Annotated in this window: 14 protein-coding genes; 3 read left to right on the top strand and 11 right to left on the bottom strand. The window is 46.0% G+C overall.

Going from position 1 to position 15,209, the window contains the following annotated elements; genetic code table 11:
* Positions 1-134 precede the first annotated feature (134 nt).
* The 8 genes from QZ942_RS03275 to QZ942_RS03240 form a co-directional block, all read right to left on the bottom strand.
* Positions 135-2,885, bottom strand: a complete 2,751-nt coding sequence (locus QZ942_RS03275; RefSeq protein ID WP_292993228.1) for a formylglycine-generating enzyme family protein — start codon at positions 2,883-2,885, stop codon at positions 135-137.
* A gap of 2 nt (positions 2,886-2,887) precedes the next feature.
* Positions 2,888-3,901, bottom strand: coding sequence for a MoxR family ATPase (locus QZ942_RS03270; RefSeq protein ID WP_292993227.1), 1,014 nt, complete (start codon positions 3,899-3,901; stop codon positions 2,888-2,890).
* A gap of 15 nt (positions 3,902-3,916) precedes the next feature.
* Complete coding sequence (locus QZ942_RS03265) at positions 3,917-4,243, bottom strand: hypothetical protein (RefSeq protein ID WP_292993225.1); 327 nt, start codon at positions 4,241-4,243, stop codon at positions 3,917-3,919.
* Positions 4,194-5,402 (bottom strand): toll/interleukin-1 receptor domain-containing protein, encoded by a 1,209-nt coding sequence (locus QZ942_RS03260; RefSeq protein WP_292993224.1) that lies wholly within the window; start codon positions 5,400-5,402, stop codon positions 4,194-4,196. Before QZ942_RS03260 ends, QZ942_RS03265 begins: the two co-directional genes overlap by 50 nt.
* Before the next feature lie 65 nt (positions 5,403-5,467).
* Positions 5,468-5,803 (bottom strand): HigA family addiction module antitoxin, encoded by a 336-nt coding sequence (locus QZ942_RS03255; RefSeq protein WP_292993223.1) that lies wholly within the window; start codon positions 5,801-5,803, stop codon positions 5,468-5,470.
* Positions 5,804-5,815: 12 nt separating this feature from the next.
* Positions 5,816-6,094: a type II toxin-antitoxin system RelE/ParE family toxin gene (locus QZ942_RS03250; RefSeq protein ID WP_292993221.1), complete on the bottom strand. Its 279-nt coding sequence runs from the start codon at positions 6,092-6,094 to the stop codon at positions 5,816-5,818.
* 84 nt (positions 6,095-6,178) lie between these two features.
* The gene (locus QZ942_RS03245) at positions 6,179-7,363 is read right to left on the bottom strand and encodes an iron-containing alcohol dehydrogenase (protein ID WP_292993219.1); all 1,185 of its coding nucleotides are present in this window, start codon (positions 7,361-7,363) and stop codon (positions 6,179-6,181) included.
* Complete coding sequence (locus QZ942_RS03240) at positions 7,363-7,665, bottom strand: antibiotic biosynthesis monooxygenase (RefSeq protein ID WP_292993217.1); 303 nt, start codon at positions 7,663-7,665, stop codon at positions 7,363-7,365. The genes QZ942_RS03245 and QZ942_RS03240 overlap by 1 nt, the downstream gene beginning before the upstream one ends.
* Positions 7,666-8,103: 438 nt before the next feature.
* Here QZ942_RS03240 and QZ942_RS03235 point away from each other — a divergent pair, with 438 nt between their 5' ends.
* Positions 8,104-8,994 (top strand): GGDEF domain-containing protein, encoded by an 891-nt coding sequence (locus QZ942_RS03235; RefSeq protein ID WP_292993216.1) that lies wholly within the window; start codon positions 8,104-8,106, stop codon positions 8,992-8,994.
* A 409-nt stretch (positions 8,995-9,403) separates the two neighbouring features.
* On the opposite strand, the gene QZ942_RS03230 is transcribed toward QZ942_RS03235, so the two are convergent.
* From QZ942_RS03230 to QZ942_RS03220, 3 genes are all read right to left on the bottom strand, one after another.
* Positions 9,404-9,976, bottom strand: a complete 573-nt coding sequence (locus tag QZ942_RS03230; protein WP_292993214.1) for a BON domain-containing protein — start codon at positions 9,974-9,976, stop codon at positions 9,404-9,406.
* A gap of 266 nt (positions 9,977-10,242) precedes the next feature.
* Positions 10,243-10,416 carry a CsbD family protein gene (locus QZ942_RS03225; protein ID WP_292993212.1) on the bottom strand — a complete coding sequence of 58 codons (174 nt, stop codon included), beginning with the start codon at positions 10,414-10,416 and terminating at the stop codon, positions 10,243-10,245.
* 222 nt (positions 10,417-10,638) lie between these two features.
* Positions 10,639-11,889: a folate/biopterin family MFS transporter gene (locus QZ942_RS03220; protein ID WP_292993211.1), complete on the bottom strand. Its 1,251-nt coding sequence runs from the start codon at positions 11,887-11,889 to the stop codon at positions 10,639-10,641.
* A 592-nt stretch (positions 11,890-12,481) separates the two neighbouring features.
* On the opposite strand from QZ942_RS03220, the gene QZ942_RS03215 reads away from it, so the two are divergent.
* Both QZ942_RS03215 and QZ942_RS03210 read left to right on the top strand, forming a co-directional pair.
* Positions 12,482-13,609 (top strand): HD domain-containing phosphohydrolase, encoded by a 1,128-nt coding sequence (locus QZ942_RS03215; RefSeq protein ID WP_292993209.1) that lies wholly within the window; start codon positions 12,482-12,484, stop codon positions 13,607-13,609.
* Between the two features lie 118 nt (positions 13,610-13,727).
* Entirely contained in the window at positions 13,728-15,161 is a 1,434-nt protein-coding gene (locus QZ942_RS03210; RefSeq protein WP_292993208.1) for a TM0106 family RecB-like putative nuclease, read from the top strand.
* Positions 15,162-15,209: the final 48 nt, after the last annotated feature.

Below are 15,209 nucleotides of genomic sequence, written 5' to 3'. Positions count from 1 at the left end.
TGGGTTTGTACTGCCATGGGAGCTTGCAGGTGGATAACCTGCTGGACTCAACCGCCGGATGCGGAAAACCGCATGTCCGGTGGTGTGGGAGGGCTAACGGGCGTAATCCCGTTAGCTCGACCCGATCCTTGCTTTCAACTTAGGACCAAGCGGAACCCGTTACCGACACCGCGATAGTCGGGTACGAGCCAGCTGCGAGAAGCAGAACGAACATACCTGCCGCCGTAGCTGTTCCATGATCCGCCACGAAGTATGCGAGCTGTACCTTGCTCTGCACCAGGTGGATTAGTGACTACATGCCGAGGGTAATTACTATGCCAATCTATGCACCATTCCCACACATTGCCATGCATTTCATACAATCCCCATGGATTAGAAGGCAATGATTTAACCGGAACAGTTTTTTCACGGTACAGGCCTTTCTCGCCTCCGGCATAGGGTCGCTCGCCATTATAGTTGACTTGTTCAGGCGTGATGTTTTCTCCAAACGAAAACGGCGTTTGAGTGCCCGCACGGCAGGCGTATTCCCATTGTGCTTCAGTTGGTAGCCGGGCGTGTAAATCAGGAAACTGCGTATTTAATTTTTCGATGAATGGCTGCACATCGAGCCAACTGACATTTTCCACCGGATGATTCGGATCATCCTGGAAACGGCTGGGATTTTCAGCCATTACCGCTGTCCACAATGCTTGCGTGCAAGCGCTGTCGGCTAACCAGTAGCCTTGTGTCAGCGTGACTTCGTGTTGCGTTTCATTATCTTCTCTTTTTGGTTCCGATTCTGGAGAGCCCATCAGGAAGGTGCCGGGAGTGATCCAGCGGAAGCGTTGGGTGATGAGCTCTTCAGCAGAGGATAATTCGGTAATTTGAGGAGATATAAACAGATCTGCATAAAGACCGTATTGATCGATACCGAATGGTAATGGAATAAGCCAGGAACCCGCCCTGCCTGCTTCCCCAGTAAACCACTTGGCTGTATGTGCTACGTCGCGCCAAACCGGCAGCCTGACCGATAAGCCTTCGGCATTACACCAGATGTCGGTAGCCCAATCAGGTTTGTCGATGGCTTCCAGTTCCAGCCGCTGCCATGCGGTTTGTATCGTGATGATGTCATTATTTAAGTTGAACGTTTGACCAGTGCGTATCATTGACGGGTTCTGGTCTGCCGGGGAAGAAAAACGGTAAGTCGGCGGGAATGCAGGGTGTGCGTCAAATTGAACGACTGGCGGGACAACTTCAGTATTTTGGGTACGTTGCTGGCAAATCAATTCACCGCGCGATCCGATTTGCTTGACTTGCCATTGCACGCGCTCATTGTGCTTTTGTTCATCCAGCACCCATAACAGACGGCTTGGATCGAAACCGGGTTCTAAGTGATCAGGCCATCGTCCTGCACGGATATCTTCTTGGTGTCCCATTGCGTATAAATCATACGCCAAGTCATTCATCGAACTGCGCCAAACATCTGTAGGAAGGCAATTCAGAATCGTTTGGCACTGCATCAGTAAAGCAGTTTTTTGCGTTGTTTCCTGCGTCGTCGTGGCGCACAATCGCTGGAAATAGTGACGAACGTCATTGGTTTGATCACTAACTTCCATTACGCAGTGATTGAGTGCTTCCAGTCGATGCAGACCTTCGAATGCTTCTTTATGATGTTCTTGCACGCATTGCCACAATTGCGCGGACTCGGGTGTGCGGGTAAATTTTTGTTGATACCGCCGATGGTATTTTTTAATCACTGAGTCATGCACGCGAATGCCAAGGCTGGTTCGATGGACATCGGGATGATTCCAGATTTGGCTTTCCAGCTCGCTACTTCCCCATTTTAATTGATCACGTAAACGCCGCAGCAATCCCCTGTCAATCAAGGGTAAAGGCGATAAGAGTGTCAGAATATCTTCGAACTGTTCTGCTGTGGGTTGGGGTAACCTAAAACCGCGTCGATTCGGGTGGCGAGGTACGCGATAGGTATCATTTAGCGGATTTGGGTTGATTAACCGGCATAGCGATAAGTTTTGTGGTGATTGGTCTGCGGGACTCAGTGTCAGTATCGGTGCTGAATGGGTGTGCAAGTGTCTAAACATCTGTTGCCAGCGAATCCGCGCTTCAGGGTACGAGTCGCTGATTCCTAAGTCACTCAAAATTAGGATTGCTACATCGGCAGCAGGCACGCGCCATGTGAACCAGTCATCATTTTCTTGTGTAGGCCAGGCAATTGCCTGCGCCGGTATTTTGCCCAGTGTATCTTCATCAAATCGCAAGGAAGTGACAGCCTCTGTGCCCAACAGTTTCTTAAGCTGCACGATAATGTCAGCGAAATCAGACCAGTAAGGTTCCAGAGCAGCCCGGGTATCTACGATGATTTGTAAGCGCTGCGGCCAACGATTACGCGATAGATTAGGCAAGCGCCGTATGGGCTTGGCATTCGCTACCCATCGAGTTAACCGCAGATAATCTATTTTGCCGGTTTTCTGGGGCTGCCCTAAACCGTTATGCAGAAACGGCAGCAAGCGTGACATTGCGAATAATGGGCGCGGAGGTGCGAATTGGAAGGTGCCCTTAGGTGCTGATTGTGCAGTCAGACGATAGGTTGGATCGTGCAGATAGTGTGGTTGGTTAGTATTTAAGTCATTTGACTGGGTGAGTTGTTCACGTTTGTTAACGCGTAAAAATCGGGCAGAAGGGCGTGGAGCAGGTTCGTTGGCGGTATTGATTGGTAACGAGGATTCATGTTTGTGCGTGTTATCGGAACCATGATAATTGGCTTCGTGCTGAAAAGACGAGATTTGTAGCGGTTTTGTTTCGTAGCCGAGCACTTGCGCCATTTTTTGCAATGCTTCGTCATTTTCTCCCGCTGCATGAATCAGTACCAGTCGCCCCCAAACCATCGCTATTGATCCAACTCTTTTCTGAGGGCATAGGACGCAATTTTTTCCAGGCGCTGTTGTTGTTCATCATGGTTAAGACTTTGCAGCGCACCGAGTAAGTCAATGTATTCTGCAAGTCCGGGTGGGTAGCGGGAATAAGTGCTGGCAATACGATCGCTCCAAAGCAATTCGGCTGCTCGCAAATAAACCGGTTCGGCGATGTGATCGCCAAAATGCAACTTACCGCGCTCGATGAGCCAGCTGTATCGTTTTTCGATATCACCTAATTTTTCAGTCGATTCTTCCATTCTCAATGTGTGTACCAGGCAGCGGCGCACAAAAGCTGTTGGGAGTTCCCGTTCTTCATTGGTGGTGATTATGATCAATAGGCGCGCAGGATCGGCTGTGATTGGATTCTTGAAGGCTTCATCCTCATCATCGGGATTAATATAGGGCACTGTGAATTGATAATTGCCAAGCGTTTCGAGCAAACCATTGGGTAAATCCGGCTCGGCCTTGTCCATTTCGTCCAGCAACAACACGACGCCATCCGGACTGGATACGCGCGAGTTTGGGGTGAATTGGGGTTTGGGGCGCCATTTGTTGGCGCAAGCATGATATTGTAATTCTGCCGATTGCCAGTCATACGCCCACCAGAAAGCGCCCGGTGATAAGAAATGCCGCGGATTCATCTTGTTTTCCCAATCACTTTCGGATAATCCTGGCTTATTACTCATGGCTTGCGCTTCACCCAATCGCCCGATAGCGTCAAAATGCCAATGCAAATCACTCAATTCCGTATTGCCGCGAATCACTTCACTGACAAATGCCCAACCTAGCTGTTCGGCAATGGCTTTGGCCATTTGACTTTTCCCGGTACCCGGCTTGCCACGTACCAGTAAGGGCCGTCCGGCAGCGTAAGCCGCCCACAGCGCATAGCAATCGTTTTCATTGAATATATGAAATAACGATTTTTCCGAATTTGAAATCTTAAAATCCGGTGGAAGGAATTGCTGGAGTTGCGGCGGTTTGAACATGGTGAAGTGGTCCTGTTAATTCATCGATAGAAGCATCGCATATTGTTCGATTAATAACTCTTGGTTATTGTGAGGCTGGCCGGCATTGTCGACTGAACTTTGCTTAATGCTAACAAACTGCAAATGGTTGGGAAGATCATCTTTCAACAGTTCGGAGTACCAATCCTGTTTTTCGATGAGCTCGAGTGTAATGCTTGACATCAGATAAAAAATGGGCTTTCCAAACGTAGAGAAACGAGCATTTGCAAGACTCTTGATGCCTTTTAGTAACTTGTTTAATTCCGATGGCGGTTCAATTTTGGTTATGCTTTCGGAAGGAAGGCGGGCGGGCCAATGATTCATTGGGCGACTGATGCAGATCCTGATAAATAGGGTATAGAAGCTGAGTGACGATTGCGTCTGTAGAAATGCCGTCAAAGAACGGGACTTCGAAGCCATTATTCGCAGGTTGCGCTTTTCCTTCTTTATCCAATTGAAACCGGGCATCCCGCGTCATGCTGCGAGAGACAATTACTTCCAAATAAGGCTGATGGGTTAATGTATAGGTGCGGGTTACGCTCTTGGCTGCGAGCTGTTTCATTTTCAATTGGTGATTGAACCACCAGAATGGATCAACACTATTGATCAATAACCAGCCTCCAATCTGTGTAGCGTGATAATGACATTCTTCCCATTGTTGTTGATTAAAGGCTTTCGATTTTTTCTTTTCCGTTATCGCTTTTGTGATTATGGCAATCGCATTTTTATCGCTTATCTGGGTTATCAATTTTTCAGCGATAGCTTCCGAGGTAGCAGTGACTGGCATTATTTCTTTGGCCAGTTGATCAAGTGGAATCAAGTTTTTCTTAAGAATACTGGTAATTTCAAATTTGATTTTTGATTGAAGTTTTTTTGTCTCTTCCAGGATGGCTGCCATAAACTCGCTCTTGGCTGCTTCTACTAGTTTCTCAACGATTTTGCTTTGGCTTTCACGATCTACGGAATCCAGCGAAACGTTGAGTTTTTCCAAATAGGGAGAAACGATCTTGTTCCAGGCGGTTTCTACTTGTTTCCAGGCATTCTCGTGATCGGTGGTATTTAACAAGCATGCCAGTTTATCGCGGATTCTTTCTGTTTTATCCCAATATTCTCTGGGAGCTGTTGTTTGATAATCTGTCAAATCATTCGTGACCCGGATTGGAAAGATAAGGCGTTGGTCAAGATCGGCCCATTGCGCGATGGTGACAAGCTCATACAAGGTATAAGATGACTCGAAATAGTCGGGTGTCAAAAAGATGAAAATACAACGCGCTGACGCCAGTTCATCCATGAATTTCTTGATGCTTTCGCCCGGATGAATGGCTTCCTTATCGTAAATCAATTGGATAGCTTGATCCGAGCAATGCTTTTCAAGCAATTCGAGTGCTGTTGCATTGTGTGGGTTTCTCTGGCGGTAGGATAGGTAGGCTGTTATTGGAATTTGGTTTGCCGATTTACTGGTCGAGTTGTTTTGTTCAGTCATTGCATAGTTATTTGAAATTATTTTATTTGGCTGTGACGAGCGGCGGATTGGAATATTGGATTGATCTACCGATGAGCCTGTTTCAATCGGTTACTGGTGAGCTGCTCGATATCTGCGTGCTTTACTTCTGGAACACCAGATTTTCGTGCAACCCATAAATCGTAAGCAGCCTGCTGTGCTACCCAGAGATCAGCACTTCCGCCATTTTCTACACCTAACCAGCCTTCTAGGCGCAATGCCATTTCGGGAGATAGGGCAGCGCGTTCGTTGAGAACGCGCGACAAAGCAGCACGGCTAACGTTCAGTTGCTCGGCTGCTTTGGTAATCGATAATCCGAGTGCAGGGAGTACATCTTCTCTTAAGGTTTCGCCGGGGTGTGGCGGATTGTGCATTTTGCTCATGTTGAATGTTTCCTAGTGACTATCTTGATAGTCAACCAGAATGGCATCTTCGCCTTCAAAAGCAAAAGTCATTCGCCAATTCCCGTTTACCGTTATCGAGTAATGACCGGCAAGGCTGCCGCTTAAGGCATGTAATTTCCAACCTGGAATATTCATATCGTTTGTGCTTTTAGCAAGATCAAGTCTTATTAATTGCCTTCTTAATTTTGCCGAATGGTGTGGCTGAATTCCAGATAAACTGCCAGTGGTAAAGAAAGCGTGAAGCCCTTTATGCTTGAAAGTCTTTATCATGCCGGATTGTATACCGTAGCGTTACAGGTCGCAATTGATGCCGCACAAACCCATAATCATTCAATTTAACTTGGTTTTTAATTGTTACAAACGCTCCAGCAAAATCTGCCTAATTTCTTCATCCTTCAGAACGATGGGATTGGTTTTCATGCTGCTGCCACGGCAGTTGGCGATGATTTTATCGAGCCCGGATTCTTGCAGGCCATAATGCGCTAGGCGTGGTAATGCGAGTTCATCCGTCCAGTCAGCTAACAGATCGATCAATGCATTAAAAGCCGCTTGCGGATCCGTAAAGCGTTCTTGGCAGAGGATCTCAGCTACATGTAAATACTTTGCTAGTGCTTGATTGTTCGGTTCCCGTGCCAACATGCTGTGAATATTGATTCGTGTGGCGGATGCGACCAGCGTGCCGCAGACGACGCCGTGCGGGATCGGGTAAAAAGCGCCGAGTGGGGAGGCCAAACCATGCACTGAGCCCAAGCCAACTTGCGCCAGCGTGATGCCGGAGAGTAGGGCGGCGTAAGCCATTTTTTCGCGATGTTGTGCAAGTTCTCCTTCTTGGCGATAGAGCGGGATCAGCGCATCGCGGGCGGCTTGCAGGCCGCTGATCGCCAAGGCATCGGTGAATGCATTGGATTTGAGGGAAACATACGATTCCAGCAGTTGTGTTAACGCATCCATGCCATTGGCGGCGATTACGCTGGGTGGGCAACTGGCGAGTAAATCCGGGTCGATAATGGCATATTCGGCGACCAGTTTGTCATGGCGGAAAGATTTTTTAAAACCGTTCTCGCCTTGTACACTGAGCACAGCATTTTTGGTCGCTTCGCTACCGGTGCCGGCGGTGGTGGGCACGGCGATGAATGGTATAGAGGGCCCTTCGTAGGGCAATTCCGGGCCGACACCTTCGAGATAATCCATCACGGAGCGCTGTACTTTCAGTAATCCGGCAATCGCTTTGGCGGCATCGAGTGCGCTACCGCCACCGATTCCGGCCACGGCATCAAAGGTGTCATTGGCATAAGTTTTGACGAGATCATCGATCAGAGCGGGGGAAGGTTCGTCGGCAATTGTGCAATGCTGCCAACGGATTGAACGTTGCTTGAGTTGATCGATAAAAGACTGGCAGTGATTGGTACTAGTGAAGGAACGAGCGCCTGTTACCAGTAGAATGCGCGAACCATAGCCCGCAATAATATCCGGCCCTTTTTTTAGGGTACCCGCGCCAAATTCGATGCGCGGCAATCGGGCGATGGAGAAATTGGCCATCAGTTGTTTACGACTGGATACAAGCCGTCATAGACGATGCCTTTGCGCGGTTCAACCATCCAAGCCGCCACGGTATCGCGCCATACCAGATAATGCGCAGTTTCTTTATGCGCGGCGGCATCTTGCTGGGTTTTATAGGCTTCGTAAAATACAAACTTTGCCGGATCATCTGCAGATTGCAGAATATCAAAACGAATATTACCCGGTTCGCGTATGGAGTTTTCGTGGTTTAACCGGCAGGCTTCCTTGAATGCTTCCACATTCTCCGGTTTGACTGAAACAGTGACAATAGTTACATACATGTTCTTAATCCTCATTAATTTCTGCGGCTTAAATGTCCTGAAATTTGCTGTGATAGATTTGTTTTTTTGACTGTATTTTCTATCATATACCATCAGTTTTTCCAAGCGTCTACTGCATCGTTGCATTCCAATCAGGAGATTCTGATTGAGCGCTTATACAATCCATTTAATTGAACTTAAAGTTTTATCGATGAAGTAATGCAGCTATAATCACGCCATTGCTTTGTCATCTAAATCTTACACATGATTAATAAACAAGATGCCGGACCGCCTTCTCTGCTGAATCGATTAGTTTCATTAACCACCATTCGAGATGTTGAATTATTCGAGATTAGTTTATTAAAAACATTGGCTGATCTATTAAAAATTAATCAGATAGCAATGTACAAACTCAATCAAACCAACACGACGTGCTGGTTGTCTACGCATTCAACCAACTTGATTCAAGACGATAATAAAAGACAGTTTTCAGAGTCGCAAGAAATCTACACCTCTGAAATCGTGATTCCTGAAGAGATCAAATCAGCTCAGTTGTGGGTAGAGACAACAAAAAAACCTTATATTCAACAGCAGGGAGATCAATACCTGGTTGTTTATCCAATCTTTGCCGCCAATAAAATTGAAAGTTTGCTATCTTTTGAGCTTTCTCATTCATTAACTGAAGGAGAAATGCTCATAATCACTAGCTTGTTGAGTATCACCTATAACTTTCGCAGTCTGTTGGATGAGAGCCAGAAAGATAAATTGACGGGTTTGCTGAACCGCCAAACTTTTGAAGCGAATATCAATAAAATCAGCTCGCTTACTTTAAATTCGGATATTAGCCAACAGCCTAACGGGGATGAACAAAACCGGAGAAGACCTAAAACAGGAACAGAAGAATTTTGTCTCGCTATTATTGATATTGATGATTTTAAGGCTATCAATGACCGGTTTGGCCATATTATGGGCGATGAAGTTCTATTACTATTATCCTATGTAATGAAACAAAATTTCCGCGCAAAGGATTTATTATTTCGTTTCGGCGGAGAAGAGTTTGTAGTCATCTTCCATGTCCCAGATCAAGCGGAAGCTGCTAAAGCACTGGAACGTTTTCGGAAAAAAATTGAAGAATATCGCTTTCCGCAAATCAATACGGTCACGATTAGTGTGGGTGCTACTTTGATTAGCGAAACTCACCACCTCGCATCTGAAATTATTGGACGTGCAGATCAAGCGCTCTATCACGCGAAAAACAATGGGAAAAACCAACTGCATTTTTATGAAAGTCTTTTGGAAAGCGGACATATTGTTGAAAAAAAAGAAACAGGTACAATCGATTTCTTCTAGGTCTGTGTTGCACTAGAAACTCAATGTTTTCTTTAGTCTCTGTGGTTTAGAAGTAATGCCGTCCGATCTTTTTGACTGTTACCGGCTGGCCTGATTATCGGCAAGTTGCCTATTACGGGTACATTTTGATAGTAAGGGTGCCCTAGGAGTCTGTCTGATTTAAGGTCAATCTACTGCGCCAGTGGGATAACGGTTCATATTTCCTCAATTTCTCGTTGTGTGGATCGATTATGTGTCTAAAAATAGAGAAAATATGCGTTCGCTCTCCCACTCGGCTCGCCGCGATTGCTTAAGTCCGACAGACTCCTAGATAAACACACCCCCATCAGTCTGCTGCGGGATTGTTTATTTATCTTTTATCAAAATTCAGAACCGACGAAACGATCTGAATAAAAGGCAAGCAGTGTTTTTACTTCTTGATGCTCATTTCGTTGAGGATTTTGTTTACGCCAGCGACTTTTCCTGCGAGCTCGATCGCCCGGTCCATTTGCGCTTGGTTTTCTACAAATCCACTGAGTTGGACTTCCCCATCTCGTGTTACTACACTGATATCGGAACTCTCGATAGTCGAATCGCTAAAGAACGAGGCTTTTACTTTAGTCGTAATGACGCCGTCATTGATCTTGTCGCCTACGCTGGTATCTTTAGTCTCTATGTCCATTTTGTTATCGACTTGTTTGACACCTTCCACTTTCTGGGCAATCATGACGGCACGATCAATCTGGCTTTGACTGTGCACAAAACCGCTCAGTTGAACTTCGCCTTTACGTGTTTCGACTTTGATATCCAAACTTTCCAGACCGGTGTCTTTAAGCAGTGCGGATTTTACTTTTGTAGTGATGACACTGTCGTTGATTTGTGTTCCAACCGTAGTGTCAGGCCTAGCCTGATATCCTTGGTTCTTGTCCTCTCCATACGCTGCATGAGACAAGCTGCCGACAAGCGTGATAGTCAGAACAATGAATTTATTTTTGATATTCATGATTTTTTCTCCAGAATTGAACAAATTACTCATAGCTCCGGGCTGACAGATCAGCATGATGTTAGGAGCAAGGTTAGGATGATGGTGCTTACAATGTGGTAATGAATGCTTGGAGCGGTCATCTGCCGAGATACTGCAACTCGACATCGGAGGAATCGTTTGTAAATTTTCCCCTGAAAACGAAGCGGAAATGTACTATCGATACTTTATGTAATTGTGCCGCGCACACTAAAAAAACGATCTTGATGTTTGCGCGGCTGGTATTGCTAAACTTTCTTGGCGGTTTCTTTTAAATCACCAATACCTTGCTGTATTTTGCCTTCGACCTGTTTTTCCAGTCCTTTGGCTTGCTGCTCTTTACTGCCAACCAGTTTACCAGCTTCTTCCTGAATTTTTCCGGCGATGTCTTTTGCTCCGCCCTTTACTTGATCTTTATTCATGATGAATTCCTCATATTAGTTGAAACATCTAAAAACGAACCGGCATCGATTCGCGTGCTACGAGTCACATAACTAATCTACCTGTGATTTTTTTTATTCTACTGAGGAAGTGATTGCGCTTCTGTGCGCTCGGTAACATAGTGCCCAAAATGATTTTTGCCGGCGACGAAGTTGCCTGCTATCAGCGTTAAATGGTTAGATCAAGCGATTCAGGGGTAGATTCTAACGATGCTGCGCGTGCGACTCGATGCGTTCGATATGCACCAGTGGAACGAGCAGCCAGATCGCAGCTGTTGCGAGCGTGGAAATGATTACAAGCCATGTGTATGCAAACGGCCCTTCGCCAAGTTCGGTGTACAAGTGCGCGCCAACGTTCTGTGAAGCCAGCGTGCCGAGATTGAAAATGGACATAAGTAATGCAAAGAAAGTCGCTTCTGCACGCTTGGGGCATGCCCTGGCAGCCAGATCAAGGAAGGCCAGTGTCGTAATCATGCCGGTGATGCCCCAGATGATATGGATGAACAACGCAGAAGTCTCATCGTGGTAAGCCAGGTAAGTCAGCAAAGTTATCACCGATAAGCCGATGGCGAAATTAATCAGGCGGCGCAGCGGCATTGATCGCGACAGGGGTGCGTAGATGAACGCGCCAGCGATGCTGGTTGCCGCACCGACTGAACTCAGGAGGCCGATATATTGTTGACTGAAGCCGAGAACATCGGTTTGGTAGTAGAGAAATGCCGGACCGAAGGACGGACTAAAATTGAACAAAAAGATGAAGCCGGCTACCAGCCATACCGAACGTTCCCCGAATCCTTCCTTTAGCGCTGCCCAGATTTCCTTGAATCCGGTATTTTTTGGATCCACTTGCTTCTCGCGCACGAAAAATACAGTCATCAGCAGTACGATAAAAGGAAATATCGCTGCAACGGCAAAAGCGGCTTGCAGGTTCCGGTGCTCGGCAAAATATCCGCCCAGCAGTCCCACGATGATTGATGCGGCGGTGACCGCAGTCCATTGCACGGATTGAAAAGCTCCGGTGAGTCCGTGTGATTTGCCATTTTCGACCATCAGCGCATCGGTCAGCACATCGTTATAGGCTAGACCCAATCCCATCGCCGTATAGAGAATGGCAAGTTCCCAATAGGTATAATGCGTCGAAAATCCGGCAGTCAATCCGGCCATGCACGCCAGCGCCGAAGTCAGCAGCAGATAGCTCTTGCGCCGTTGGCCGAACAACGGCAGGAAGTCCGAGATCAATCCGTAGAGTGGTTTAATGAACCATGGAATCGACGCCAGAAGAAAGAAAGTCGCAACATCATCAGCCTCCAGACCATGATCTTTGAAGCTAATGGCAATCACCTGGATGGGCAGTGCGGACATGCCTTGGGCGAAATAGACGATAGCAAATAAGATTGCAAGGCGTCGAGCCTCGATAGTTTTGAACGGATGCAGACGTTGCAGCCAATTTTTCATAGGTGTGTCATACAGCTAAATTGTATTGCTTATCTTGTAATGCCTCATGCTGTCTGATTGTTAATCGTGCTTAAGTGCATCGATCACGAAACCTTACACTTTTTATTTCCACGGAGCCGTCTTTGGAATTCTTGCCTACACGCAAATATCTGTGCGTAAGTGTTTCAGGTGCATTGGATGTTTGGTTTTCAAAAGGCACCTCCAGAAATATGTATGTATTGACTGTCACATAATATTATTCTGGAGGGTTCATACTGAGGAAAGATACTCAACCATGATCTGGATTTGTTAGCTGGATTGCAAAGGAGAACCCATCTCATTAGTTGTTGCAATTAAACCGATCACGCCAGTCTATTTGCACCGCAGGAAATCTACGTTGAAAACGTTAGTTTGTCAAGCGCATTATAGAGAACGAATTGCCTCACTATAAAAGTAACCCGCGAGTAGCGTAAAACGCCATCGTTGCCTCATAATTGTAGAGAGCAAATAAACTGTCCGGGATTGTAGCAAATGATCTGTCCTGTTTTAAATAAATTCAAACTCAAGTCCGGCATGACCGTTATGTTATTTTTCTTTCTTGAGACTTGGAACTATGTTTGATCATTACGACCTGCTTGACGATCTCAATAAACCATTGCCGTTAAGAGACAAGATTGTCAGCGCGCACCATTCTGTTCAGGATAAATTTCCATTCATCTCACGTATCGCTATCGCACTATACGATACCAAAACACGGATATTGAAAACTTATATGGATAGTAGTGGAGAAGACAAACCATTGACTCATTATCAAGCTCCCTTGGATAATGCGCCATCATTAAAGGAGATTCTGGCTAAAGGTCTGCCGCGGGTTGTCAATAATTTAGTTACTTTTGAAGATGGCACGCATGAGCACACGCAAAGGATCGGCCGCCAAGGTTATGCAGCGAGCTATACTATGCCGATTTTTCATAACGGTGAGTTTGTCGGATTTTTATTTTTCAATTCACATGAAAGCGACGTGTTTACAGAGAATGTTTTAAGCATCCTCGATATTTATGGACATTTGATCGCACTGATGGTCGTGAACGAACTCTCCACGTTAAAAGTCATGAGCGCAGCGCTGAAAACAACCAGTGGTATTACCCATTTGCGCGACCCTGAAACGGGTAGTCATTTGGATCGCATGTCACGTTATAGCCGCCTCATCGCCGAATCCCTTGCCGATCAATATGATCTGAATGATGCATATATTGAACATATTTTTATGTTTTCGCCGCTTCATGATATTGGAAAGATCTCAATACCGGATAGCATTCTACTAAAGCCGGGGCCGCTGAGTGAGGATGAGCGATCGATTATGAATACGCATGCAAGTAAAGGTAGGAAAATGATTGATGATATTGTTGCAAATTTTGGTTTTGGTAATCTCAGTAACATTGATATTTTAAAAAATATCGCTGAATTTCACCATGAAGCCGTTAATGGCAGCGGTTATCCAGTTGGCAAGATGAACGATGATATTCCGCTCGAAGCTCGTATTATTGCGGTTGCTGATGTATTTGACGCACTTACTTCCAGCCGTCCTTACAAGGAAGCTTGGAGCAATGAGAGAGCATTTAACATGCTCAAACAGCTTGCCGGCGAGAAACTGGACAGTGATTGTGTATATGCTTTGCTTGAGAACCAGCAGAAAGTTGAATTGATTCAACAGCAATTCAAAGAAAGTGTTTACAGTTAGTCGTAGCTAACCGGCAGGATAATGCTATGGGAATTGCCATCGCAGGTATTCGGCGAATGCGCATCAGTTAAATCCGCTAAAATAGGCAGTTTTATTTTGAGGCTTTTGAATAAAAGCCATGACTGCCAGCCAATCTACCCAAACTCTAATCAAACCCAGTGATGCTGCCGCGTGGATCGCATGCATCCGGCGTGCCTGGCTGGATAAACATCAATCCATTACTGTTGAGCCGGATGCATTTAATCAGCTACTCAGCGATCTAGGGCTAGCGCATGAGGCCGCTATGCTGGCTAGGCTGGAAAGCCAGTATCCAGTGACTCAAGCAATTTCCTTCGATCATACCCAAGTTTTGATGCAACAAGGCGCGCCAGTTATTTACCAGGGACGGCTTGTAGATGAGCAACAAGGTTTGGCGGGATATCCCGATTTTTTGATTCGTCATGAAAGTGGTGAATATCAGCCTGCTGATGCCAAGCTTTCACTCAGTGAAAATAAAAAGGCAATCCAGATCCAACTGGGAATATATCGCCGGTTACTGAGAAATGAATTGCCTGCAATGGTTTTTCTCGGGGATGGCCGCACAGCATGGCTTGGTGATGAGGTCAATCCAGTAGTCGATGAATTTATAACCGGTATGAGAGCATTGCTTGATTTGCCGCAACAACCGGCGGTTCGTTATAGCCACAGTAAATGCCGCATCTGTCCATATGATGCTCATTGCCGTCCGGATTTTGAAGCGAAAGAAGATATCTCGTTGCTTTATGGAATTCACGGCAAGGCTGCGGAGCATCTGGCAGAAGCGGGTATTTCAACAATCTCTCAGCTTGCTATGAGCACAGTCGAATCCATACCGGATGTGCCTTATCTCAAAGGTAATAAAAGAAAACACCGCGCTATCCTGCAAGCCAGCTCGTTTCTCAGCGGTAAGGTATTTCAATTGAATAAAGCCACTTTGCCGGAGGGTACCTGGATTCATTTTGATATTGAAGACAATCCCTTAACGCCAAACCGGGAGCGTCATGTTTATCTTTGGGGGTTTCTGGTACCCGCATATACCCGAGAGAACTTTGACTATGTGTGGACCGATGATGAAGCCGGTGATTACAAAGGTTGGCTCAGTTTCTTGCAAAAAATTGAAGAATACCGTTCGAATTATTCTCCATTGGTACTTGCACATTATTCCAATCACGAAAAAGCCACCATCCGGCAATATGCCGAACGCTATACGATGGAAAATCATACTACTGTGGCATGGCTGCTCGGCGCGAATAGCCCTCTGTTTGATATGCAAAATCCGGTTCTGGATTGTCTGGTGCTGCCGCTACAGGGGTATGGTCTTAAAGACATCTGCAAACATCCGGATCTGGTTAATTTTCAATGGGAAAATGAAGAATCCGGATCGCAATGGTCAGTCGCGCAATTCAATCGTTTTCGCTTAGAGACAAACTTAGCTGAGAAACAAAAACTCAAAGCAGAAATACTGCGTTATAACCGTGATGATGTCATCGCTACCCGAAGATTGGAAGTATGGATTAGAAAGTTATTTTGTTGAATCCGTTAGCGTACATCTTTAGTTTATAAAATTATAGGGCCTGGGTTT

The organism is Nitrosomonas sp., assembly GCF_021731985.1.
Lineage (GTDB): Bacteria > Pseudomonadota > Gammaproteobacteria > Burkholderiales > Nitrosomonadaceae > Nitrosomonas.
This window is presented reverse-complemented; position numbering and strand designations above follow the sequence as displayed.

What these genes read in the sequence shown, in the direction of transcription:
- QZ942_RS03275 (WP_292993228.1), bottom strand. Translation starts at nt 2,885, where the DNA reads ATGGTTTGGGGGCGACTGGTACTGATTCATGCAGCGGGAGAAAATGAC.
- QZ942_RS03270 (WP_292993227.1), bottom strand. Translation starts at nt 3,901, where the DNA reads ATGTTCAAACCGCCGCAACTCCAGCAATTCCTTCCACCGGATTTTAAG.
- QZ942_RS03265 (WP_292993225.1), bottom strand. Translation starts at nt 4,243, where the DNA reads ATGAATCATTGGCCCGCCCGCCTTCCTTCCGAAAGCATAACCAAAATT.
- QZ942_RS03260 (WP_292993224.1), bottom strand. Translation starts at nt 5,402, where the DNA reads ATGACTGAACAAAACAACTCGACCAGTAAATCGGCAAACCAAATTCCA.
- QZ942_RS03255 (WP_292993223.1), bottom strand. Translation starts at nt 5,803, where the DNA reads ATGAGCAAAATGCACAATCCGCCACACCCCGGCGAAACCTTAAGAGAA.
- QZ942_RS03250 (WP_292993221.1), bottom strand. Translation starts at nt 6,094, where the DNA reads ATGATAAAGACTTTCAAGCATAAAGGGCTTCACGCTTTCTTTACCACT.
- QZ942_RS03245 (WP_292993219.1), bottom strand. Translation starts at nt 7,363, where the DNA reads ATGGCCAATTTCTCCATCGCCCGATTGCCGCGCATCGAATTTGGCGCG.
- QZ942_RS03240 (WP_292993217.1), bottom strand. Translation starts at nt 7,665, where the DNA reads ATGTATGTAACTATTGTCACTGTTTCAGTCAAACCGGAGAATGTGGAA.
- QZ942_RS03230 (WP_292993214.1), bottom strand. Translation starts at nt 9,976, where the DNA reads ATGAATATCAAAAATAAATTCATTGTTCTGACTATCACGCTTGTCGGC.
- QZ942_RS03225 (WP_292993212.1), bottom strand. Translation starts at nt 10,416, where the DNA reads ATGAATAAAGATCAAGTAAAGGGCGGAGCAAAAGACATCGCCGGAAAA.
- QZ942_RS03220 (WP_292993211.1), bottom strand. Translation starts at nt 11,889, where the DNA reads ATGAAAAATTGGCTGCAACGTCTGCATCCGTTCAAAACTATCGAGGCT.
- QZ942_RS03215 (WP_292993209.1), top strand. Translation starts at nt 12,482, where the DNA reads ATGTTTGATCATTACGACCTGCTTGACGATCTCAATAAACCATTGCCG.
- QZ942_RS03210 (WP_292993208.1), top strand. Translation starts at nt 13,728, where the DNA reads ATGACTGCCAGCCAATCTACCCAAACTCTAATCAAACCCAGTGATGCT.